The sequence below is a fragment of the Pseudomonas sp. UMAB-40 genome (assembly GCF_900095275.1).
Classification (GTDB): domain Bacteria; phylum Pseudomonadota; class Gammaproteobacteria; order Pseudomonadales; family Pseudomonadaceae; genus Aquipseudomonas; species Aquipseudomonas mandelii_B.
Genome location: NZ_LT607552.1, coordinates 82,218 through 99,401 on the forward strand (window position 1 = coordinate 82,218; position 17,184 = coordinate 99,401).

Consider the following 17,184-nt stretch of genomic DNA (forward strand, 5'->3'; position numbering starts at 1 on the left):
CGGGCGGCGTGATCTACACTTTCTTCTCGTTTACGGAGGGCAGCCGTTCGTGGACGTTCTTGCGCTTGCCTATGACTACCTGTCTCTGTGGGTGATTACGCCGGTCACCGACCAGTTTCTTGGCATCTTCGATTTGAACGGCCGTTTCGGTCTGGTGTTTCTCTTTTCCTCCTACAGCGTGGCCTACGGCCTGTTTCGCTACCGCAAATCCCGCGGGCTGACCGATGCGCGTTCTTTCGGGCAATTCATCGGCGGGACTCGGGTTCACTTGCATCGCTCGGCGTTGCTGGATTACCGCTACTACTTAGTGCGCGCCATCCTGAAAGTTGCGCTGGTGGTGCCCATCGTCGGTCTCGTTGACCCATACATCCTGCGCTCCGGTGACTACGTCCGTTTCCTGACCAACCTGTGGGGCGCGCGCCTGCAAGTGGAGGACCATCTCGCACTCTCGCTGCTGTATGGATTGGGGGTGTTTCTGGTCAAGGATTTTGCCAACTATTGGGGCCACCGGGCGTTTCATACCCGATGGCTGTGGGAATTCCACAAGGTCCATCATTCGGCACCGGTCCTGGTGCCGGCCACCGCCAGCCGGGTTCACTTTGTGGAAAAAGTTGTCGAGAAACTGACGAATACGGTCTGCATCGCCGCCTTTGCCGGGGTCTTCTGGTACGCCTGTGGCGGCGAGATCAGCCGTTACACCTTGTTTGGCGTGACCTGGCTGGTGCTGATCCTCAACGGTTTCGCCGCCAACCTGCGCCATACCCATGTCTGGCTGTCGTTCGGACCGGTGTTCGAGCATGTGCTGAACAGCCCGGCGCAGCACCAGATTCACCACAGTGACGCCCCCCGACACATCAACAAGAACTTCGGTATCAACCTGTCACTGTGGGACTGGATGTTCGGAACGCTCTACGTCACCACCTCGACGCCGGAAGCCATCCGCTTCGGCACCGGCGAGCAGGATCACGACCGTTACTTGACGGTCTACAGCCTGATCGTCACGCCGTTTGTGGCCATCGCCCGCAAGATCCGTTTGGAAAATCCCACGCAAACTGTTGCTCCCGCCGCTTTACCACCGCCCAAGTCGCCCGCCGAAGGATCTCGTAAAGCATTCACTTGAGCGAAGGGCGTCGTCAAACACAAGCATGGCCTACGCTTGTTCACAGACGCATGTTCAGTGAGCAGGGTTTGCTCCTGAGCGAGATTCAATCGGCACCCACAAAAACAATATCGGGAGACTCCATATGCTCGCCTTGTTCCGTCGATTCAGCCGCTCCATTGCAGTTGCCATCACCGCTGCTGCGCTTACTACGCCGGCGTTTGCGCTGGACACCGTCAAGTTCATGGCCCCAGGCTCGGTCGGTGGTGGCTATGACCAGACCGCACGGGACCTGGGCAAAGCCCTGGTCGAGGCAAAAGCTGCAAAATCAGTCACCTTCGAGAACAAGGGAGGCGCCGGCGGTACGCTCGGGCTGGCGCAATTTGCCAACAGCACCAAGGGCGACCCGAATGCGCTGCTGGTGGTCGGCGCGATCATGGTCGCGGGGATTGAACAGAACAAGCCGCAAATTACCTTGAAGGACGTGACACCGATCGCCCGGCTGTTTACCGAATACAATGTGATAGCGGTGCGCAAGGAGTCCGAGTTCAAAACCCTGGAGGACTTGCTGAAAGCCTTCAAGGACAAACCGTCCAGCATCACCTGGGGCGGTGGCTCCAAGGGCTCGATCGATCACATCGGGATCGCCGATCTGGCCAGTAAGATGGGAATCCCCGTCAACAAGGTGAACTATGTGGCGTTCGCGGGTGGGGGTGAGGTGGTTGCTCAGGTTCTAGGTGGCCAGATCAAGGTGATCACCGGTGGTTATGCCGAGCTGGGTCAATACATCCGCGAAGGCCAGTTCCGGGTGCTTGCTATTGGCGCGCCTGAGCGCATTGCCGGCATCGATGCGCCGACGCTCAAAGAGAGTGGCTACGACGTGATTATCGGCAACTGGCGGGGTGTTTACGGTGCGGGTGGGCTCACCCCCGAGCAGCGCAAGGAAGTGACTGACGCCGTGCTCGCCGCTGCCGAAAGCAACGGCTGGAAAGCTAATGTCGAGAAAAATAAATGGGCCCCCAACGTGCTGACAGGCGATGAGTTCGGCAAATTCGTCGACGAAGAACACGTGCGGCTGCGTGCGATGCTGGTCGAGGTCGGGTTGATTGCGAAATGAACCAGACTCGTAAAATCCTGCCGGTGCAACTGGCGATCGGCCTCGGTGTGGTCGCCATCAGTACAGTGTTGGCGCTCGGCGCCTACCGCTTTCCCGAGGAGATGGGGTTCGTCATTCTCGGCGCTCACGTCTATCCCTACGCATTAGCGGTGTTCCTCGGCGTGGTTGGTCTGTTGCTGTGCTATCAGGCCGTCACCGGAGGTTTTCGCGAGCTGGCCGATCATGAGGACGAGTCTGCCAAAGCGCTGCCGGGCGGCAAACTCGGGGCTGCCTGGGTGACTGCGGGGTTGGTGGGTGTGGCGGTGTTGATCAACCTCATCGGGTTCGTACTGGCGGCCGGGTTGTTATTCGTCTGTTCGGCGCGAGGGTTTGGCAGTCGCCGCCCGGTGCGCGACCTGGCCATCGGCATTGCCCTGACGCTGCCGATTTACTGGCTGTTCAACGCCGGGCTCGGGGTTTCTCTTCCGCCCCTGATCAACGCCTGGATCTGAGGAGATAAAACACGGTGGATATTCTCTCTAGCCTGGCCATCGGTTTTGCCGCCGCGCTGACGCCAATCAATTTGATGTGGGGGTTCATCGGTTGTTTGCTCGGCACGGCCATCGGCGTCTTGCCGGGGATCGGACCGGCGCTGACCGTTGCGCTGCTGTTGCCGATCACCGCCAAGGTCGACCCTACCGGGGCGCTGATCATGTTCGCCGGGATCTATTACGGTGCTCAGTTCGGCGGCTCGACCACGTCCATCCTGCTCAATACGCCCGGGGAGTCGTCGTCCATGGTCACGGCCCTGGAAGGCAACCTCATGGCCCGAAACGGACGGGCAGGGCCGGCCCTGGCGACGGCGGCCATCGGGTCGTTTGTCGCCGGCACCATCGCGACGGTCCTGCTCACTCTGTTTGCACCCATCGTTGCTACGTTGGCGCTCAAGTTTGGTCCGGCGGAGTATTTCGCGATTCTGGTGCTGTCCTTCACGACCGTGTCGGCGGTGCTCGGCGCGTCAATGCTGCGGGGGTTCGCTTCGCTGGGGATTGGCCTGACCATCGGCTTGATCGGCCTCGACTCGACCTCGGGCATTGCCCGCTACACCCTGGGCGTGCCGGAGTTGGTGGACGGCATCGAAGTGGTGCTCGTGGCGGTCGGCTTGTTTGCCGTGGGCGAGGCGTTGTACAGCCTGCTGTATCAAAAAGAAGAGGCGTCCGGTCGGCACCGGCTGACGTCGTTGTGGATGACGCGCGCCGACTGGAAACGCTCGATCCCTGCCTGGTTGCGGGGCACGCTGATCGGTTTTCCTTTTGGCTCGATTCCGGCCGGTGGCGCGGAAATCCCGACCTTTTTGTCCTATTCGGCCGAACGCAAACTGAGCAAGTTTCCCAAAGAGTTCGCAGGCAGCAAGGGCGAGGGCGCCATCGAAGGGGTTGCCGGTCCCGAGGCGGCCAACAATGCCAGCGCCACAGGGTCCCTGGTGCCGCTGCTGACGCTCGGCATTCCGACCTCGGCGACTGCGGCAATCCTCTTGGCCGCGTTCCAGAACTACAACCTGCAGCCGGGGCCGATGTTGTTTCAGACCTCGGGCGATCTGGTCTGGACTCTTGTCGCCTCGCTGTACATCGGTAACGTCATCCTGCTGGTGTTGAACCTGCCGCTGGTGGGGTTGTGGGTCAAGTTGTTGCAGATTCCCCGACCGTACCTGAACGCCGGCATTCTGGTGTTCGCCACCATCGGCGTGTACGGCATGCGCCACTCTTCATTCGACCTGCTGCTGATGCTGGCCATCGGTTGGGGCGGGGTGCTGATGCGGCGCTTCGATTTCCCCGTCGCGCCGGTGATCGTAGGCATGCTGCTGGGGCCGATGGCGGAAAAGCAGTTGCGCAACGCGTTGTCCATCAGCGAAGGAGACTGGATGATTTTTCTGACGCAACCCATTGCCGCGTCATTCCTCGCGCTGACCCTGTTGGTGTTGATCGTGCCGCATCTGCTGCACGCTCGTGGCATCAAGTTGCATGAGGACGATTAGGCAGTTTTCTTCAATACGCAGGACAGGGCGCTCAGTACCTTGGGCGCTGATTTCCTGAATTGAAGAAGGTGTGCGATGAGTCTGATTATCTCCATGGCGACATTTGCCCTGGTGGCGTCGATAACACCGGGGCCGGTGAACATTGTCGCGTTGAGTTCGGGGGCGCAGTTCGGTTTTCGCGCCAGTCAGTGGCATGTGGCCGGGGCCACGTTGGGCTTTGTGTTGTTGCTGGTGTTGATGGGCCTGGGGCTGCATGAGGTGTTGCGCCTTTGGCCCGCGCTGACGCGGGTGGTGCAACTGGCGGGCGTGGCGTTTCTGTTGTTCATGGCCTGGAAGCTTGCGGCGGACGATGGTCGGATCGACGCGAAAGAGTCGCGTCGGGCACCGTCGATGCTGTACGGCGCGGTGATGCAATGGCTCAACCCGAAAGCCTGGCTGGCGTGTGTCGCGGGTATGGGCGCCTTCGTCGCGGACGGCGAGGCGCGGTTGGTCTGGCAGTTTGCGGCGGTGTATCTGGTGATTTGCTACGTGTCGGTGGGGTGCTGGGCGTATGCCGGAACATTCCTGCAGGGCTATCTGAATAACCCGGCAGGCATGCGCTGGTTCAACCGGGTCATGGCGCTATTGCTGGGAGCAAGTGCCGTGTATCTGCTGGTTTCCTAGCCCCCAGTCAACTCACCTCAATCGAGGCCGTGCAACAAACTGAACTCGTTTTTTGTCAGCGGTGTGAAGCGGTTGTTTCGCAGTTGGCTGATGGCATACAGCGCGCGACCCGTGCGGCCATTGCCGTCACCCAAACCGTGGAAACCCACGACGGTCGCCAGCAAATGTTTGTCGAAATGCTCATGGCCGGTGTCCAGCGTTTTCAGATGCTGTTCCATTGCGGCGAAGCCACTGATGTTGCTGGCGTACTTCTTGTCATTGACGCCAATGCGCACGATGTCCGAGGTTGCAGGGGCAATCCGTGCGTGCACCTCTTTGATCACCGCCGGATCGGTCAGCGATTTTTCGTTGCCTGCGTAGTCGCGCAGGACCTGAACGATGCTGTCAACGTCATTACCGGGGGAGGTCGAACCGTTGACGATCCAGGCGCCTGCCCGCTGCGAATTATCCGTAAAACCATTCGGGTTGAACGTTGATTCCGCCATGGCCTGGTTGAACGGCGCCTTGCCCAGGTCCTGCTTCAGCACGTTTTGCTGGTAACCCTTCATGTAATTGACGTTTTTTGCTTCGACCTGGGCAAAGGTGGCCAGTGTGTCGGCATAACCTTGGGCACCCGATGCGGAACGTGCGGTGGTGTAGCCGTATTGCGATTTATCCAGGACCGCCGCGAACAGGTCATCGACCGCCGTTCGACCAATCAACGCCTCCAGATCTTGCGCTTGCTTGAATTGGGTCGCCGATTCGATGACCGCATTATTGAACAGATGCTCCAGTTCGAGGTGGGTTGCACTCTCGGGTAATCGAATGTTCTTGTCCCCCAGACGGGCCACAATCTGTTCGACAGTCTGAATGCTGTCGTCCTTGAACAGCGCTCGGCCATGGGCAACCGAGTCCAGCGACATGCGGATCCGGGGCGCCTCGCCAGCATGGTCGACGGCCTTGATCAGGTTGTAGCTGTTCGCGCCGGTGAGGTAACGCAATTGCTGTCTGGCCGCGTGTGAAGCGGAAAGGGCGCTGCCGCTCAGTTTCGCCACGCTCCGGCCGAGCAGCCGGGCGCCACCCTTGAACAGCTGCGGTACGCCGCTGACCGGATTGACCAGGCTGACCGCGGTACTGGCCACGACTGTGGAGGCAGACAACAGCTTCGAAACCAGGGTCGTGGCTTTTGCACTGATCGCGACGACTTTGACGCCGATGATGGCGAACGACATGACCAGTGCCGCGGCGTCGATGACACAACCCAGAATCGCGCTCCGCTGTCTTGATGGAACACCTGAGGAAAGGTCCTCGATGCACCCTTTGAACGGAATGATCAGGTTCAAAATGACATTGAATACGGCATCGGTACTGGCGATTGCTTTTTCGCGCTCCGTTTCGTCAAGGCTCAGCGTTTTCAGCGCGCCTTTGTTGAAGTACGGGTTCTCCTTGGCAATAAGATCGCTGATTTCATTTTTTCGTTGGGACCGGAAGTAGCGGTTTGGCGAGGTGGTGTCGGTATTGTCAGACGGTGTATTGAACTCGCCGAGCTTGTAGAGAATCACTTGGGCGCGCCGGTCACTACGGGGTGTCAGGTTTTTATAATAAGCCTCGTCGTCTATGGGGGCCTCGCTAAACAGTCTTTTTTCTGGATAGTTTTTTTCGAAGTCAACGTCGACGCCTTTTAACCAATACGCTTCCGTCAGTTGTTTGTTTATGACGCATTCCATTCTGAGTGGGAAAAGTTCATAGCAGCGAATTTGCGAGTCCTTTCGCGCATAGATAATGGTTCCGTAAGGACCTCTTTCGCCCAATGGAACGACGCCGTCAAGTCCTCCCGGCCCCCACGAATTAACCTGATAGATCGCCAAATGCCCTTCTTCGATGAACTGTCTGTCCTGTGGTAGAAGTTGCGAAAAAGCAATTTTGATCGAGGCGGATAACGCATGGGTCATTGCATCGATATGGTCGTCAAAGACGGGCTCGTACAGTTCGGCAACAGGCGGCATACGGACTAAGTGAGGGAAAGATTTATAAATGCTTTCCCCATGAGTCCGGTCCCATTCCTCGGTGTGAAGTTCATCGCCCATATAAAGATCTACAACCGACACCTTTCTTCCCGCCCCTCCACCGGTACCGCGATGTTTGACCAACAACTCCTCAGGGTCGCAATCCGCTTCCCAGGATTTCAGCTCCTGCAATGCAAGCGTCTTGCGATGGGGTAATGGCTTGCCCAGTTGATTCACGGCGCTGTTGATCATATCGACGTGCCGTTGATATTCATCCATGGCCAGGGTCACGGCATCCGTGCTCAGGTTGCCTTCAGCGTCCCGGGTGACAAGCCTGTTCATTAAGGCCCAGGTGATGACCGGGTCGACTGATACCGTCGTCGACAGGGTTTTGATGGCCGGGCTCAATTCCGCTAGCCGGCCAAAACCGAGCAAATGCTGATAAGTCATGTTTCGCGAGACGCCGGGAACCATCGATTCGGCGAAATGGACGGCTTGGGTGAACACAACCCAGGCGGGCGTTCCAAGGCGTAATTCGGGCGGCAGATCACGGACCAGATATTCCGGCGCCATGCCGCCCAGGATCAGTTCTGCCACCAGCGGCGCAAAGAGTTCATAGAGTTTGCAGGCTGAAACCAGATGCTGTTCAAGTTGCTTGCGCACCGCTGCCGGACTGGCAAGCAAGTAACGTTTCGAATAGAGGTCGAAACCGGCAAATGTGGTACTGGCCCGGTCAGCGTCAGGGTCCAGGTCAAGCAGCATCGCCGCAATGATCAACTGCTCAATAAACGGCTCAGTGGGTTTGGGGGCCGTTTCTCCCGCGAACCATCCCAAGGCATCTATGTATTCTTGCCCATTGTCGGAGGCCCACTTGGCGATATCGATCAGCCGCGCCATCCGGTAGTTCTGGCTGGTGGGCAATCCATCTGACGAGCGACTTTCGAGCCTCAGCGAATCGCCCAGCAGGGTCACCAGAGGGATCTCACCGGCGGTCTGGTCCTCGGAAACACGACGAATGATTGCCCGGTTTTCTTCCGTGAGATTGAACGGAGAATCTTCCGGGGCATTCAGCAGTTGCCAGTAATCTTCGTACTCAGGGCTGTCCGGCAATGTCGAGTGATTGATCAGGTCGATCAACTCTCGGGCGCTTTCTGCGGTGCCAGGCAGTGGCAAGCCGTGAACGCGCAACCACTGACTGACCGCCATTTTCTCGGTGGCGGTCACCCATCCACCGGTCAACCTGGCCATGCTTGCCAACAGTTGAAGATCTTCCTCGAAAGATTGATAGCCTTCGAGCGCGTGAGTGATGTCTGTGCGCACAGAGAAGTAGCCGACGGTGACAACTTCGGAATCGACAGTGCGGCTGCTGACGTTCTCATGGGTGTAATAGAGATGACCCAACTCATCGACTTGAAAAGAACTGGTCGCAGGGAGGGAGTGTTCGGAACGGATCTTTAAAAAGTCAGGATGACGAATAAGTCTCGACAGACACAGGGCGGCGGGGCGATGCAAGTTATCCAGATGGGAGTCGGTCGTGCGTGTGACCGATAAACGGTCCCAAGACCATTCAATAGTATTCATGACGTCGTCATCACTGAGGAAGTGGGTAATGGCGTCAGTGACTGATTGTTTCTCTCGTTGGTTGCTGGAACGAAACAGATTGTTATATGAATTGCTCAAGTGAGAAGCTCCATCTTCTAGTGTCGAGTTGGCGGGTGATTTGAAAGGAGCTTAAGTAAGCGATAACTGCGTTGTCATTTAAGTTATATGTCTTTGTATGTTTTTAGAGCGTGTGAAGTCTGCATAATTGCTATGCAAATAAATAACTCACTAACTAATTAACCGTTTTGGCTTAACCGCGGTACTGTCCCGGCGTCGCCGCCAAGTGCTGTTTGAATACCCGCTGAAAATGCGCCTGATCGGCAAAACCCGCTTCCAGTGCTACATCCGCAATCAACCTGCCACTGCGCAATTGATCACGGGCGAACTGGATACGCCGGTTGACCAGAAAGGCATGGGGCGTCATGCCGTAATGGTGCTTGAAGGCGCGAATCAGGTAGGACGGCGACAGTTGAGCCGCGTCGCAAATATCCTCGAGCTTGAGTGGGTGGGTGCAGTTGTTGCGAATGTAGTCGGCGGCCCGTTCCAGCTTGAAATTGGGTTCGCGCAGCGCTTGATCGATCGGGTTGAGCCGCTGTTGCACCTCGGTAAAAAACTCCACCGCCGCACTGTGTTTGCGCAGCACGTCCTGCCAGGGATCAACCAGTATTTCGTACAGGCCGTTGAGGCCGGCAAACAGGTTGCTATCGCGGGTGTGGGTGACGGAAAACCGCCTGAAGGTTGAGTCCCGGCTGAAACCGAGCTGATGTTGCAGATCGGTCAGCCAGGGCGTCTCGACGTAAAGCATCAGGTACGACCAAGGCTGGTCGTCAATCGGATTGCAGGCATGCACATCATCAGGGTTCATCAACACCACGGTGCCGGCGCTGACCTGGAACTGCGCTTGCTCATGGAGGTAGGTGCTGCGCCCGGCGGTGATCGCACCGATGGAAAAGTGCTCGTGGGAATGCCGGGTGTAGCAGACCTCGCGGCCGTCGGCGATGGAACGCGCTTCAATGAAGGGCAGGGCATCGTCACGCCAGAAGCGGGGTGCTGTGTCAGCGTCTTTGGCAACGGTGTGCTTCATCGTCAGTGTCCTCGGCAGGCCAGCAACGGAGTGTATTAGCTCTCGCCGTCAAAGGCTCGCCGCAACGCGGCAATGTCGAGCTTTTTCATCTGCATCATGGCTTGCATCGCGCGTTGGGATTTCTTCGTGTCGGGGTCTTTGAGCATGTCCATCATGGCAACCGGCACGATCTGCCAAGACAGGCCGAACTTGTCCTTGACCCAACCGCACTGTTCGTTCTCCGATTGGGCTGAAAGCGAGCCCCAGAAATAGTCGACTTCTTCTTGGGTCTGGCAGTTGACCTGAAAGGAAATCGCTTCGCTGAACGTGAACAACGGACCGCCATTGAGGCCTGTCATGGGCTGTCCGTCGAGTTCGAAACTGACCGTCAGCACCGAGCCTTTGGGCATGCCATGAACCTCTTGGCCGGCCTTGCCGTAGTGAGTGATGGCGGTGATTTTCGAGTGATCGAAGATCGAACAGTAAAACCTCGCCGCCTCTTCGGCCTGATTGTCGAACCAGAGGCAGGGAGTCAGTTTTTGCACGCGTTGCATGGTGATGCTCCTCTACGGGTGATTCATGCTGGATTAACAGCGTAGCCAGCTTGCCGTCGATTGGCTGGACCGTAGATCGACATTTGCCCTCAGGTAGTGGTGCACGGAAGAGTCAAAATGACAAGGATGTGAGTCATATAGACCAATCGCTAAAGTGGTCGTTATGACTCATGTCGCTTCAGGGTGCTGATTTGGAAGGACTAAAAAGTTGGCACGAGACTTGATAAGTAAAACGTACAACTGAACTGCTTCAGGAGTACGGAAAAATGTTCGAGTTCTTCAACAATCCTCAGAACGTTCTGCACCTGTCGAGTCGCGTGCTGGTCGCGGGTCTGGCGCTGCTTTTGGCGGGCATCTACGGCGCGTATCTCTACGACGGCCATGTGCCCATTGTGGTGCTGGTGACGATGCATGCCATGACTATTATCGGGCCGACTTTGCTCAAGATCGGCTACGTCATGCGCCTGCTGGCTCAGCATCGCTTGGGCACAGGTCTGGTCAGGGCGGTGGCCTGATGCGCAGACTCACCGTTGCGCCGGTCTTCAGTCTCGGGTTTCGACCGTTCTTTCTGGCAGGCGCCGGGTTCGCTGCGATCGCGGTGGCGATCTGGGCGCTTTGGTTGTACGGGCGACTGCCGGGCGCGCAGCCTGTTGGCGGGATGTTGGCCTGGCACCGGCATGAAATGCCGTTCGGTTTTGCCACGGCCATCATCGCCGGGTTCCTGTTGACCGCAGTGCCCAACTGGACAGGGCGCCCAGGCCTTAACGGCTGGCCCTTGATGGGGCTGGTGCTGGTCTGGCTGCTGGCGCGACTGGCCTGGTTGCTGCCCATTTCCGATAGCCTGTTGCTAGCCTCGCAAGTGCCTTTTCTCCCACTGCTGGCCTGGGCGATCGGACGGGATCTGGTGGCCGCCGGCAAGCGCGACAACTACCCGATTCTGTTGGTGATTGCCCTGATGGCCAGCTGTCAGGCCATGACGCTGTGGGGCATCGCGATCGATGACGCGGGCCTGCAACGGCGTGGCGTGTTGGCAGCCTTGTGGCTGGTGGCGGCGCTGATGACGGTGATTGGCGGCCGAGTCATTCCCTTTTTCATCCAGCGTGGCTTGAACCGTCCTGCAGCACCCGCCGCGCACGCGTGGCCAACCAGAGTGTTGTTGCTGAGTAGCCTGCTCGCGGCGATGTCCTTTGCCAGCGGGTTGAACGATGCGCCCAGACCTTGGCTGGCCACGTTATTTCTGCTGATGGGCGCGTTGCACGGCCTGCGGCTGTGGCGCTGGCATGATCGGGGCATCTGGCGCGTGCCGTTGCTCTGGTCGCTGTACCTCGCGTATGCCTGGCTGGTGGTCGCTGCGCTGGCGATGGCGTTGTGGCACGCAGGCGTGATGCCGGCGCAAAGTCTGGCCACGCACGCCTTGGCGGTCGGCGGAATCGGCGGGTTGATTCTGGCGATGATTGCACGGGTCAGCCTGGGTCATACCGGGCGACTGTTGCAGCCGTCGAACGCTGTGGTGCTGGGGTTTGCCTTGCTGGTGATCGCCGGTATGAGTCGGGTGTTTCTGGTGCCGTTTTCCGGGTGGGGGCTAGGTCTTTCGGCGTTGCTGTGGAGCAGCGCTTTCGGCCTTTTTCTCATGCACTACACCGGCATCCTGTTGAAGCGGAGGCGCTAACGCCCGAGGCCGCCGCGATCAGCGATCCACTGCGTGGTCAAATCGATGAAGGCGCGCAGTTTCGGTTGAGTCTGGGTACGACTGGGAAAGTACAGGTACAACGCCGAACTCAGCGGCACAAACGGCTGCAGCACTCGTTCCAGCTGACTGTTCGCCAGCTCGTCGATGATCTCCAGGTTGCAGGCGTAAGCTAATCCGAGCCCGTTTCGGGCGGCGCTGATCAGTAGCTTGCGATCATTGACGAGCACGCCACTCTCGACGCCCACCGTGAAGTCTCGCCCGTCGCTGCGAAATTCCCAGCGATGCGCGTTGCCGGAGTTGGCAAAGCGGAAGCCGATGCACGCATGCCGGGTCAGCTCTTCCGGGCTGAGCGGTTTGCCGGCCTTGGCGAAGTACGCTGGCGAACCCACCACCGACCATTGCAGGTCCGGTGTCAGACGCACGGCGATCATGTCTTTCTCGATGGACTCTCCCAGCCGGATCCCGGCATCGAAACCGCGCTCCATCAAGTCGACCGTGGCGTCGTCCAGTGAAATATCTAGGCTGACCTGCGGGTACGCCTCACGAAACAGCGGCATCAGCGGCTCGATCAACAAGGCGCCGGACAGGCGCGGCGCGGTGATGCGCAACGTGCCCATCGGTTGGTCGCGGAAACCGCTGAGCACCGCCAGCGCCTCGTCGATTTCACTGGCCGCCTGACGCAAGCGGGCGAACAGGCTGGCGCCGGCCTCGGTCAACGCCACCCGGCGTGTGGTGCGCTGGAACAGCAACACGCCCGTGCGCCGCTCCAGCAGCTTGATTGCGTGGCTGACCGCTGTGGGCGTCACCGCCAACCGGGTGGCGGCGAGGGTGAAGCTTTTGTGCTCGGCCACCGCCAGAAACTCGGTCAAGCCGTCGAAAGGATCGTGAGTCATAGCGGCGCCATTATGAAAGACAGTTTCATAGTGCTTGTAACACGAGGGCATTTTTCAGACCAATCTTCGTGCGTACCTTGTGCTCACCCCAACCCAAACAAGGAACACGATCATGACCACTTCCCATACCTTCAAACGTGTCTGGCTCATCACTGGCGCTTCCCGCGGTATCGGCGCCAAGATCGCGGCCGCCGCACTGGCCAATGGCGACGCCGTGGTGGCCACCGCCCGTGATGCCAGCAGCGTCACCCAACGTTTCGGCACTCAACCCGCGTTGCTCGCCGTGTCCCTGGATGTCACCAACGAAGCCCAGGGTGTTACGGTCGCCAAAGCGGCCATCGAGCACTTCGGGCGCATCGACGTGCTGGTCAACAACGCCGGCTTCGGCTTGCTGGGTGCGGTGGAAGAAGCCAGCGCCGATGAAGTGCGCCGCGTGTACGAAACCAACGTCTTCGGCTTGCTGAACGTCACTCGTGCCGTGTTGCCATACATGCGCGCCGCCCGCAGTGGGCATGTGATCAACCTGTCTTCGGTGGGCGGTTACGCGTCGGGCGCGGGTTTTGGCGTCTATTGCTCGACCAAGTTTGCCGTCGAAGGCCTGAGCGAGGCGCTGCACGCCGAGTTGGCGCCGGTGGGTGTCAAAGTCACCGTGGTTGAGCCTGGATACTTCCGTACCGAATTCCTCGAGGGCAATTCGCTGGTTGAATCCCCGTCCACGATTGCGGACTACGACAGCACGGCGGGTGAGGTGCGCAAAATTGCCAAGGCCGTGACCCTGAACCAGCCGGGCGACCCGGACAAGCTCGCCCAGACCATGATCACCCTGGTGGAAGCGAAAAAAGCACCGCTGCGCTTGCCGCTGGGCAGTGACTGCGTCGCGGCGATCGAAGCCAAGAACGTCTTCGTCGCCGATGAGTTGCAGACGTGGCGCGAGGTGTCGGTGTCCACCGACTACTGATCGCAATCTTTGTGGCGAGGGAGCTCCCTCGCCACAAATGCCCACCAGGCACAAAAGCCCGCTAACCATCCAAGCGCCATCACTACAAAACCTCATTCCAAGGCCACCCATCAAGGTGGCCTTTTTTTGACCGGTGGTCGATGAACCGGTCTCGCCCGGCATTTTGCGCTTAGCTGTAGGGATAACCTGAGGCGCGCGTAGGCATTTTGTTGTCACAGCGACGCCCCTTCAGAACACCGTGAGTCTGAGGAAATTCGTAATGTTGACCCTGAACATCAATGGCAAGGATCAGGAGCTGGATGTCCCTGCGGACATGCCGCTGCTCTGGGTCCTGCGCGATGTCGCGCACCTGACCGGGACCAAATTCGGTTGCGGCATGGCCCAGTGTGGCGCCTGCACCGTGCACGTCGACGGCGCGCCGTTGCGCTCCTGCATCACGCCCGCCACTGCGGTGGCCCACGGGCAAAAAATCCTCACCATCGAAGGCCTGTCCACAGACGGTTCGCACCCGGTGCAGCAAGCCTGGGCCGAACTCGACGTGGTGCAATGCGGTTACTGCCAGTCCGGGCAGATCATGTCCGCCGCCGCGTTGCTGGCGAAGATCCCCCAACCCACCGACAGCGACATCGATCAGGCGCTCTCCGGCAATATTTGCCGCTGCGGCACCTACCCAAGGATCCGTGCCGCGGTCAAACGCGCTGCCGAAATCGGTTGATGCCACGTTGAAGGGAGTCTGAACCATGAACAGCCTCAACCCTGTGTCACGTCGCGGTTTTCTCAAGGGCAGCGCGTTGTTGGGCGGTGGTCTGGTGGTGGCGTTTGTCATTCCCGGCGCGCATCGCTTTGCCGTGGGGGCGGAGAATGAAGGCAACGTGTTTGCGCCCAATGCGTTTTTACGGATCGGCAACGACAACGTCGTCACCGTACTGCTCGGTCACTCGGAAATGGGCCAGGGCATCTGGACCGGCCTGACGATGTTGATCGCCGAAGAACTGGACGCCGACTGGTCGAAAATCCGTGTTGAACATTCACCCGCGTCGGCGGCTGACTACGGCATGGCGGGTTTCGGCGGGATGCAGATCACCGGCGGCTCGACCTCGACCTGGATGGAGTTCGACCGCTATCGGCAGGCCGGCGCGGCAGCGCGCCTGATGCTGATCGATGCGGCCGCCAAGCGTTTCAACGTCGCGCCCTCGGCGATTCACACCGAGTCAGGCGTGGTCATCGCCGGCGACAACCGCGCGACCTACGGCGAACTGGCGGACGATGCCGGCAAGCTGCCGGTGCCGGATCCGGCCTCGATCACGTTCAAAGAGGCCAAGGACTGGAAACTGATCGGCAAACCCACCAAGCGCCTGGACACACCGGAGAAAATCACCGGTCGGGCCAAGTTCGGCATGGACGTGCAATTCGATGGCTTGATGACGGCCATGGTTGCCCGTTCGCCGGTGTTTGGCGGCAGCGTCAAATCTTTCGAAGGCGCCGAGGCGCTGGCCGTGCCGGGCGTGCACAAAGTGGTGCAGGTGCCCACTGGCGTGGCGGTGATTGCCGAGCATTACTGGGCGGCGAAGCTGGGGCGCGATGCGCTGAAAATTGACTGGGACCTGGGGCCGAATGCCGGCCTCGACAGCCAGAAACTGCTGGAAAGCTTCCGCAAACTCGCGGCCACGCCTGGCGTCTCGGCCAGCAAGGCCGGCGATACCACCGCCGCACTGGGCAAGGCGGCGAAGACCGTCGATGTCGAATACAGCGTGCCTTACCTGGCCCATGCGCCGATGGAGCCGCTCAATTGCACGGTGAAAATCAGCAAGGACAAGTGCGAGATCTGGACCGGCACTCAGTTCCAGACCCTGGATCAAATGATCGCGGGCAAGATCACCGGGCTCAAACCCGAGCAGGTTGAAATCCACACCGAATTCCTCGGCGGCGGCTTCGGTCGTCGGGCCAATCCGACCTCGGACTTTGTCGCTGAAGCCGTGCAGGTCGCCAAGGCGGCCGGCGGGCCGGTGAAAACCGTCTGGTCCCGGGAGGACGACGTCCGCGGCGGTTACTACCGCTCGGCGTTCCTGCATCAGGCACGCATCGGCCTGGATGCTGGCGGCATGCCCGTGGCCTGGAAGCATGTGATGGTCGGTCAGTCGATCATGGAAGGGACCGCATTTGCGGCGACCATGGTGAAGGACGGTGTCGACAAAACCTCGGTCGAAGGCGTCGCCGACAGCCCTTACCTCGAAAGCTTGGCCAACCACCAAGTGGAACTGCACTCGCCGACTACCGGCATCAGCGTGTTGTGGCTGCGTTCGGTGGGGCACAGCCACACGGCGTTTGTCATGGAATCGTTGATCGATGAATTGGCGGAGGCGGCTGGCAAGGATCCGGTGGAGTACCGACGAACCTTGCTCAAGGCGCATCCGCGACATTTGGGCGTGCTGAACCTTGCCGTCGAAAAAGCCAACTGGAAGGCGGAACTGCCAGACGGCCACGCCTTGGGTGTGGCGGTGCATGAGTCTTTCGGCAGTTACGTCGCGCAGGTCGCCGAGGTGTCCCAGGACAACCTGAAAATTCGCGTGCACCGGGTGGTGTGCGCGGTGGACTGCGGAATTGCGGTCAACCCGATGAGCATCGCCGCGCAGATGGAGTCCTGCATCACCTTCGGCCTCGGCTTTACCTTGCACAGCAAACTGACGTTCAAGGACGGCCAGGTGGTGCAATCCAATTACCACGACTATCAGGTGCTGCGGCTCAACGAAATGCCGGTGGTCGAAGTGCATATCGTGCCGAGCACTGAACGGTCCGGCGGTATTGGCGAAGCCGGTGTCCCACCCACGGCGCCGGCAGTGGCCAACGCGGTGTTCGCCCTGACCGGGCAACGCTTGCGGGAACTGCCGTTGCAACTGTCGGGGGTGTGAGATGAAACGACATCTGATTCTGGGTGCGGTGGTGCTGATCGGCCTGGTCGGCTACGCCGAGCACCTGTTTGCGGACGATAAGGAAGCCATCAAGGCGTTTGGTACGGTGCAGAAGGTCTTTCAAAGTCCGCGTTGCCAGAACTGTCATATCCCAGGCGATTCGCCGTTGCAGTTCGACGCTGGGATCCCCCACGCCATGAGCGTGGTGCGCGGGATGGACGGCAAGGGCGCAGCGGGTTTGCCCTGCGCGACCTGTCACGCCGACACCAATCCGCCCGCCAGTTACGGGCCGCATGCACCGCCGGGAGCGCCGCACTGGAGCTTGCCGCCGGCGGCGCACAAGATGGCCTGGATCGGGCTGCCGGCCGACCAGTTGTGCGCGATGATCAAGGATCGCTCCAGTAACGGTGACCGTGATTTCGCGGCCCTGATCAAGCACGTCAGCGAGGACAAGCTGGTGCTGTGGGGCTGGAATCCGGGTGAGGGAAGGGCGCCGGTGCCGGTGCCGCACGACATTTTCGTCACCCAGTTCAAGCTGTGGGCGGACGCTGGCGGCCCGTGTCCGGTGCAGGGCAGTTGACCGGCGGTCCGTTAACAGGGAGTCAAACCGGATATGCACGACTCTAAAGTACGTATC

At 59.6% G+C, this 17,184-nt stretch carries 15 protein-coding genes; 11 read left to right on the forward strand and 4 right to left on the reverse strand.

Translation table 11 applies throughout. From position 1 onward, the window contains the following. Nucleotides 1-49: 49 nt before the first annotated feature. The 5 genes from K0F88_RS03060 (at nucleotide 50) to K0F88_RS03080 (ending at nucleotide 4,893) form a co-directional block, all read left to right on the forward strand. A complete protein-coding gene (locus K0F88_RS03060; RefSeq protein ID WP_219093945.1) occupies nucleotides 50-1,120 on the forward strand; it encodes a sterol desaturase family protein in 1,071 nt (356 codons plus the stop codon). A 124-nt stretch (nucleotides 1,121-1,244) separates the two neighbouring features. Next, nucleotides 1,245-2,216, forward strand: coding sequence for a tripartite tricarboxylate transporter substrate binding protein (locus tag K0F88_RS03065; RefSeq protein WP_094467692.1), 972 nt, complete (start codon nucleotides 1,245-1,247; stop codon nucleotides 2,214-2,216). After that, nucleotides 2,213-2,707 carry a tripartite tricarboxylate transporter TctB family protein gene (locus K0F88_RS03070; RefSeq protein ID WP_094467691.1) on the forward strand — a complete coding sequence of 165 codons (495 nt, stop codon included), beginning with the start codon at nucleotides 2,213-2,215 and terminating at the stop codon, nucleotides 2,705-2,707. Before K0F88_RS03065 ends, K0F88_RS03070 begins: the two co-directional genes overlap by 4 nt. A gap of 14 nt (nucleotides 2,708-2,721) precedes the next feature. Beyond that, a complete protein-coding gene (locus tag K0F88_RS03075) occupies nucleotides 2,722-4,230 on the forward strand; it encodes a tripartite tricarboxylate transporter permease (RefSeq protein ID WP_094467690.1) in 1,509 nt (502 codons plus the stop codon). A gap of 75 nt (nucleotides 4,231-4,305) precedes the next feature. Beyond that, complete coding sequence (locus K0F88_RS03080; protein WP_094467689.1) at nucleotides 4,306-4,893, forward strand: LysE family translocator; 588 nt, start codon at nucleotides 4,306-4,308, stop codon at nucleotides 4,891-4,893. Nucleotides 4,894-4,910: 17 nt separating this feature from the next. On the opposite strand, the gene K0F88_RS03085 is transcribed toward K0F88_RS03080, so the two are convergent. The 3 genes from K0F88_RS03085 to K0F88_RS03095 form a co-directional block, all read right to left on the reverse strand. Next, nucleotides 4,911-8,558: a hypothetical protein gene (locus K0F88_RS03085; RefSeq protein WP_219093947.1), complete on the reverse strand. Its 3,648-nt coding sequence runs from the start codon at nucleotides 8,556-8,558 to the stop codon at nucleotides 4,911-4,913. Between the two features lie 172 nt (nucleotides 8,559-8,730). Continuing rightward, complete coding sequence (locus K0F88_RS03090) at nucleotides 8,731-9,564, reverse strand: AraC family transcriptional regulator (RefSeq protein ID WP_094467688.1); 834 nt, start codon at nucleotides 9,562-9,564, stop codon at nucleotides 8,731-8,733. A gap of 35 nt (nucleotides 9,565-9,599) precedes the next feature. Next, complete coding sequence (locus K0F88_RS03095; protein WP_094467687.1) at nucleotides 9,600-10,097, reverse strand: VOC family protein; 498 nt, start codon at nucleotides 10,095-10,097, stop codon at nucleotides 9,600-9,602. 266 nt (nucleotides 10,098-10,363) lie between these two features. Between K0F88_RS03095 and K0F88_RS03100 the strand changes: the two genes are divergently transcribed. Together K0F88_RS03100 and K0F88_RS03105 are read left to right on the forward strand one after the other, a co-directional pair. After that, nucleotides 10,364-10,612 (forward strand): transmembrane sensor/regulator PpyR, encoded by a 249-nt coding sequence (locus K0F88_RS03100; protein WP_094467686.1) that lies wholly within the window; start codon nucleotides 10,364-10,366, stop codon nucleotides 10,610-10,612. Continuing rightward, nucleotides 10,612-11,766, forward strand: coding sequence for an NnrS family protein (locus K0F88_RS03105; protein WP_219093949.1), 1,155 nt, complete (start codon nucleotides 10,612-10,614; stop codon nucleotides 11,764-11,766). The genes K0F88_RS03100 and K0F88_RS03105 overlap by 1 nt, the downstream gene beginning before the upstream one ends. Here the strand turns inward: K0F88_RS03105 and K0F88_RS03110 are convergent. After that, a complete protein-coding gene (locus K0F88_RS03110; RefSeq protein WP_257605173.1) occupies nucleotides 11,763-12,680 on the reverse strand; it encodes a LysR family transcriptional regulator in 918 nt (305 codons plus the stop codon). The two genes, K0F88_RS03105 and K0F88_RS03110, sit on opposite strands and share 4 nt — an antisense overlap. A 112-nt stretch (nucleotides 12,681-12,792) precedes the next feature. Here K0F88_RS03110 and K0F88_RS03115 point away from each other — a divergent pair, with 112 nt between their 5' ends. The 4 genes from K0F88_RS03115 (at nucleotide 12,793) to K0F88_RS03130 (ending at nucleotide 17,127) form a co-directional block, all read left to right on the forward strand. Next, nucleotides 12,793-13,638 carry an oxidoreductase gene (locus K0F88_RS03115; protein ID WP_219093953.1) on the forward strand — a complete coding sequence of 282 codons (846 nt, stop codon included), beginning with the start codon at nucleotides 12,793-12,795 and terminating at the stop codon, nucleotides 13,636-13,638. A gap of 259 nt (nucleotides 13,639-13,897) precedes the next feature. After that, nucleotides 13,898-14,353, forward strand: a complete 456-nt coding sequence (locus tag K0F88_RS03120) for a (2Fe-2S)-binding protein (RefSeq protein WP_094467681.1) — start codon at nucleotides 13,898-13,900, stop codon at nucleotides 14,351-14,353. Nucleotides 14,354-14,378: 25 nt separating this feature from the next. Then, nucleotides 14,379-16,547: a xanthine dehydrogenase family protein molybdopterin-binding subunit gene (locus K0F88_RS03125; RefSeq protein ID WP_094467680.1), complete on the forward strand. Its 2,169-nt coding sequence runs from the start codon at nucleotides 14,379-14,381 to the stop codon at nucleotides 16,545-16,547. Between the two features lies 1 nt (nucleotide 16,548). After that, nucleotides 16,549-17,127, forward strand: coding sequence for a hypothetical protein (locus tag K0F88_RS03130; protein ID WP_094467679.1), 579 nt, complete (start codon nucleotides 16,549-16,551; stop codon nucleotides 17,125-17,127). Nucleotides 17,128-17,184 lie beyond the last annotated feature (57 nt).

What these genes read in the sequence shown, in the direction of transcription:
- K0F88_RS03065 (WP_094467692.1), top strand. Translation starts at nt 1,245, where the DNA reads ATGCTCGCCTTGTTCCGTCGATTCAGCCGCTCCATTGCAGTTGCCATC.
- K0F88_RS03095 (WP_094467687.1), bottom strand. Translation starts at nt 10,097, where the DNA reads ATGCAACGCGTGCAAAAACTGACTCCCTGCCTCTGGTTCGACAATCAG.
- K0F88_RS03090 (WP_094467688.1), bottom strand. Translation starts at nt 9,564, where the DNA reads ATGAAGCACACCGTTGCCAAAGACGCTGACACAGCACCCCGCTTCTGG.
- K0F88_RS03070 (WP_094467691.1), top strand. Translation starts at nt 2,213, where the DNA reads ATGAACCAGACTCGTAAAATCCTGCCGGTGCAACTGGCGATCGGCCTC.
- K0F88_RS03125 (WP_094467680.1), top strand. Translation starts at nt 14,379, where the DNA reads ATGAACAGCCTCAACCCTGTGTCACGTCGCGGTTTTCTCAAGGGCAGC.
- K0F88_RS03100 (WP_094467686.1), top strand. Translation starts at nt 10,364, where the DNA reads ATGTTCGAGTTCTTCAACAATCCTCAGAACGTTCTGCACCTGTCGAGT.
- K0F88_RS03080 (WP_094467689.1), top strand. Translation starts at nt 4,306, where the DNA reads ATGAGTCTGATTATCTCCATGGCGACATTTGCCCTGGTGGCGTCGATA.
- K0F88_RS03105 (WP_219093949.1), top strand. Translation starts at nt 10,612, where the DNA reads ATGCGCAGACTCACCGTTGCGCCGGTCTTCAGTCTCGGGTTTCGACCG.
- K0F88_RS03130 (WP_094467679.1), top strand. Translation starts at nt 16,549, where the DNA reads ATGAAACGACATCTGATTCTGGGTGCGGTGGTGCTGATCGGCCTGGTC.
- K0F88_RS03110 (WP_257605173.1), bottom strand. Translation starts at nt 12,680, where the DNA reads ATGACTCACGATCCTTTCGACGGCTTGACCGAGTTTCTGGCGGTGGCC.
- K0F88_RS03120 (WP_094467681.1), top strand. Translation starts at nt 13,898, where the DNA reads ATGTTGACCCTGAACATCAATGGCAAGGATCAGGAGCTGGATGTCCCT.
- K0F88_RS03115 (WP_219093953.1), top strand. Translation starts at nt 12,793, where the DNA reads ATGACCACTTCCCATACCTTCAAACGTGTCTGGCTCATCACTGGCGCT.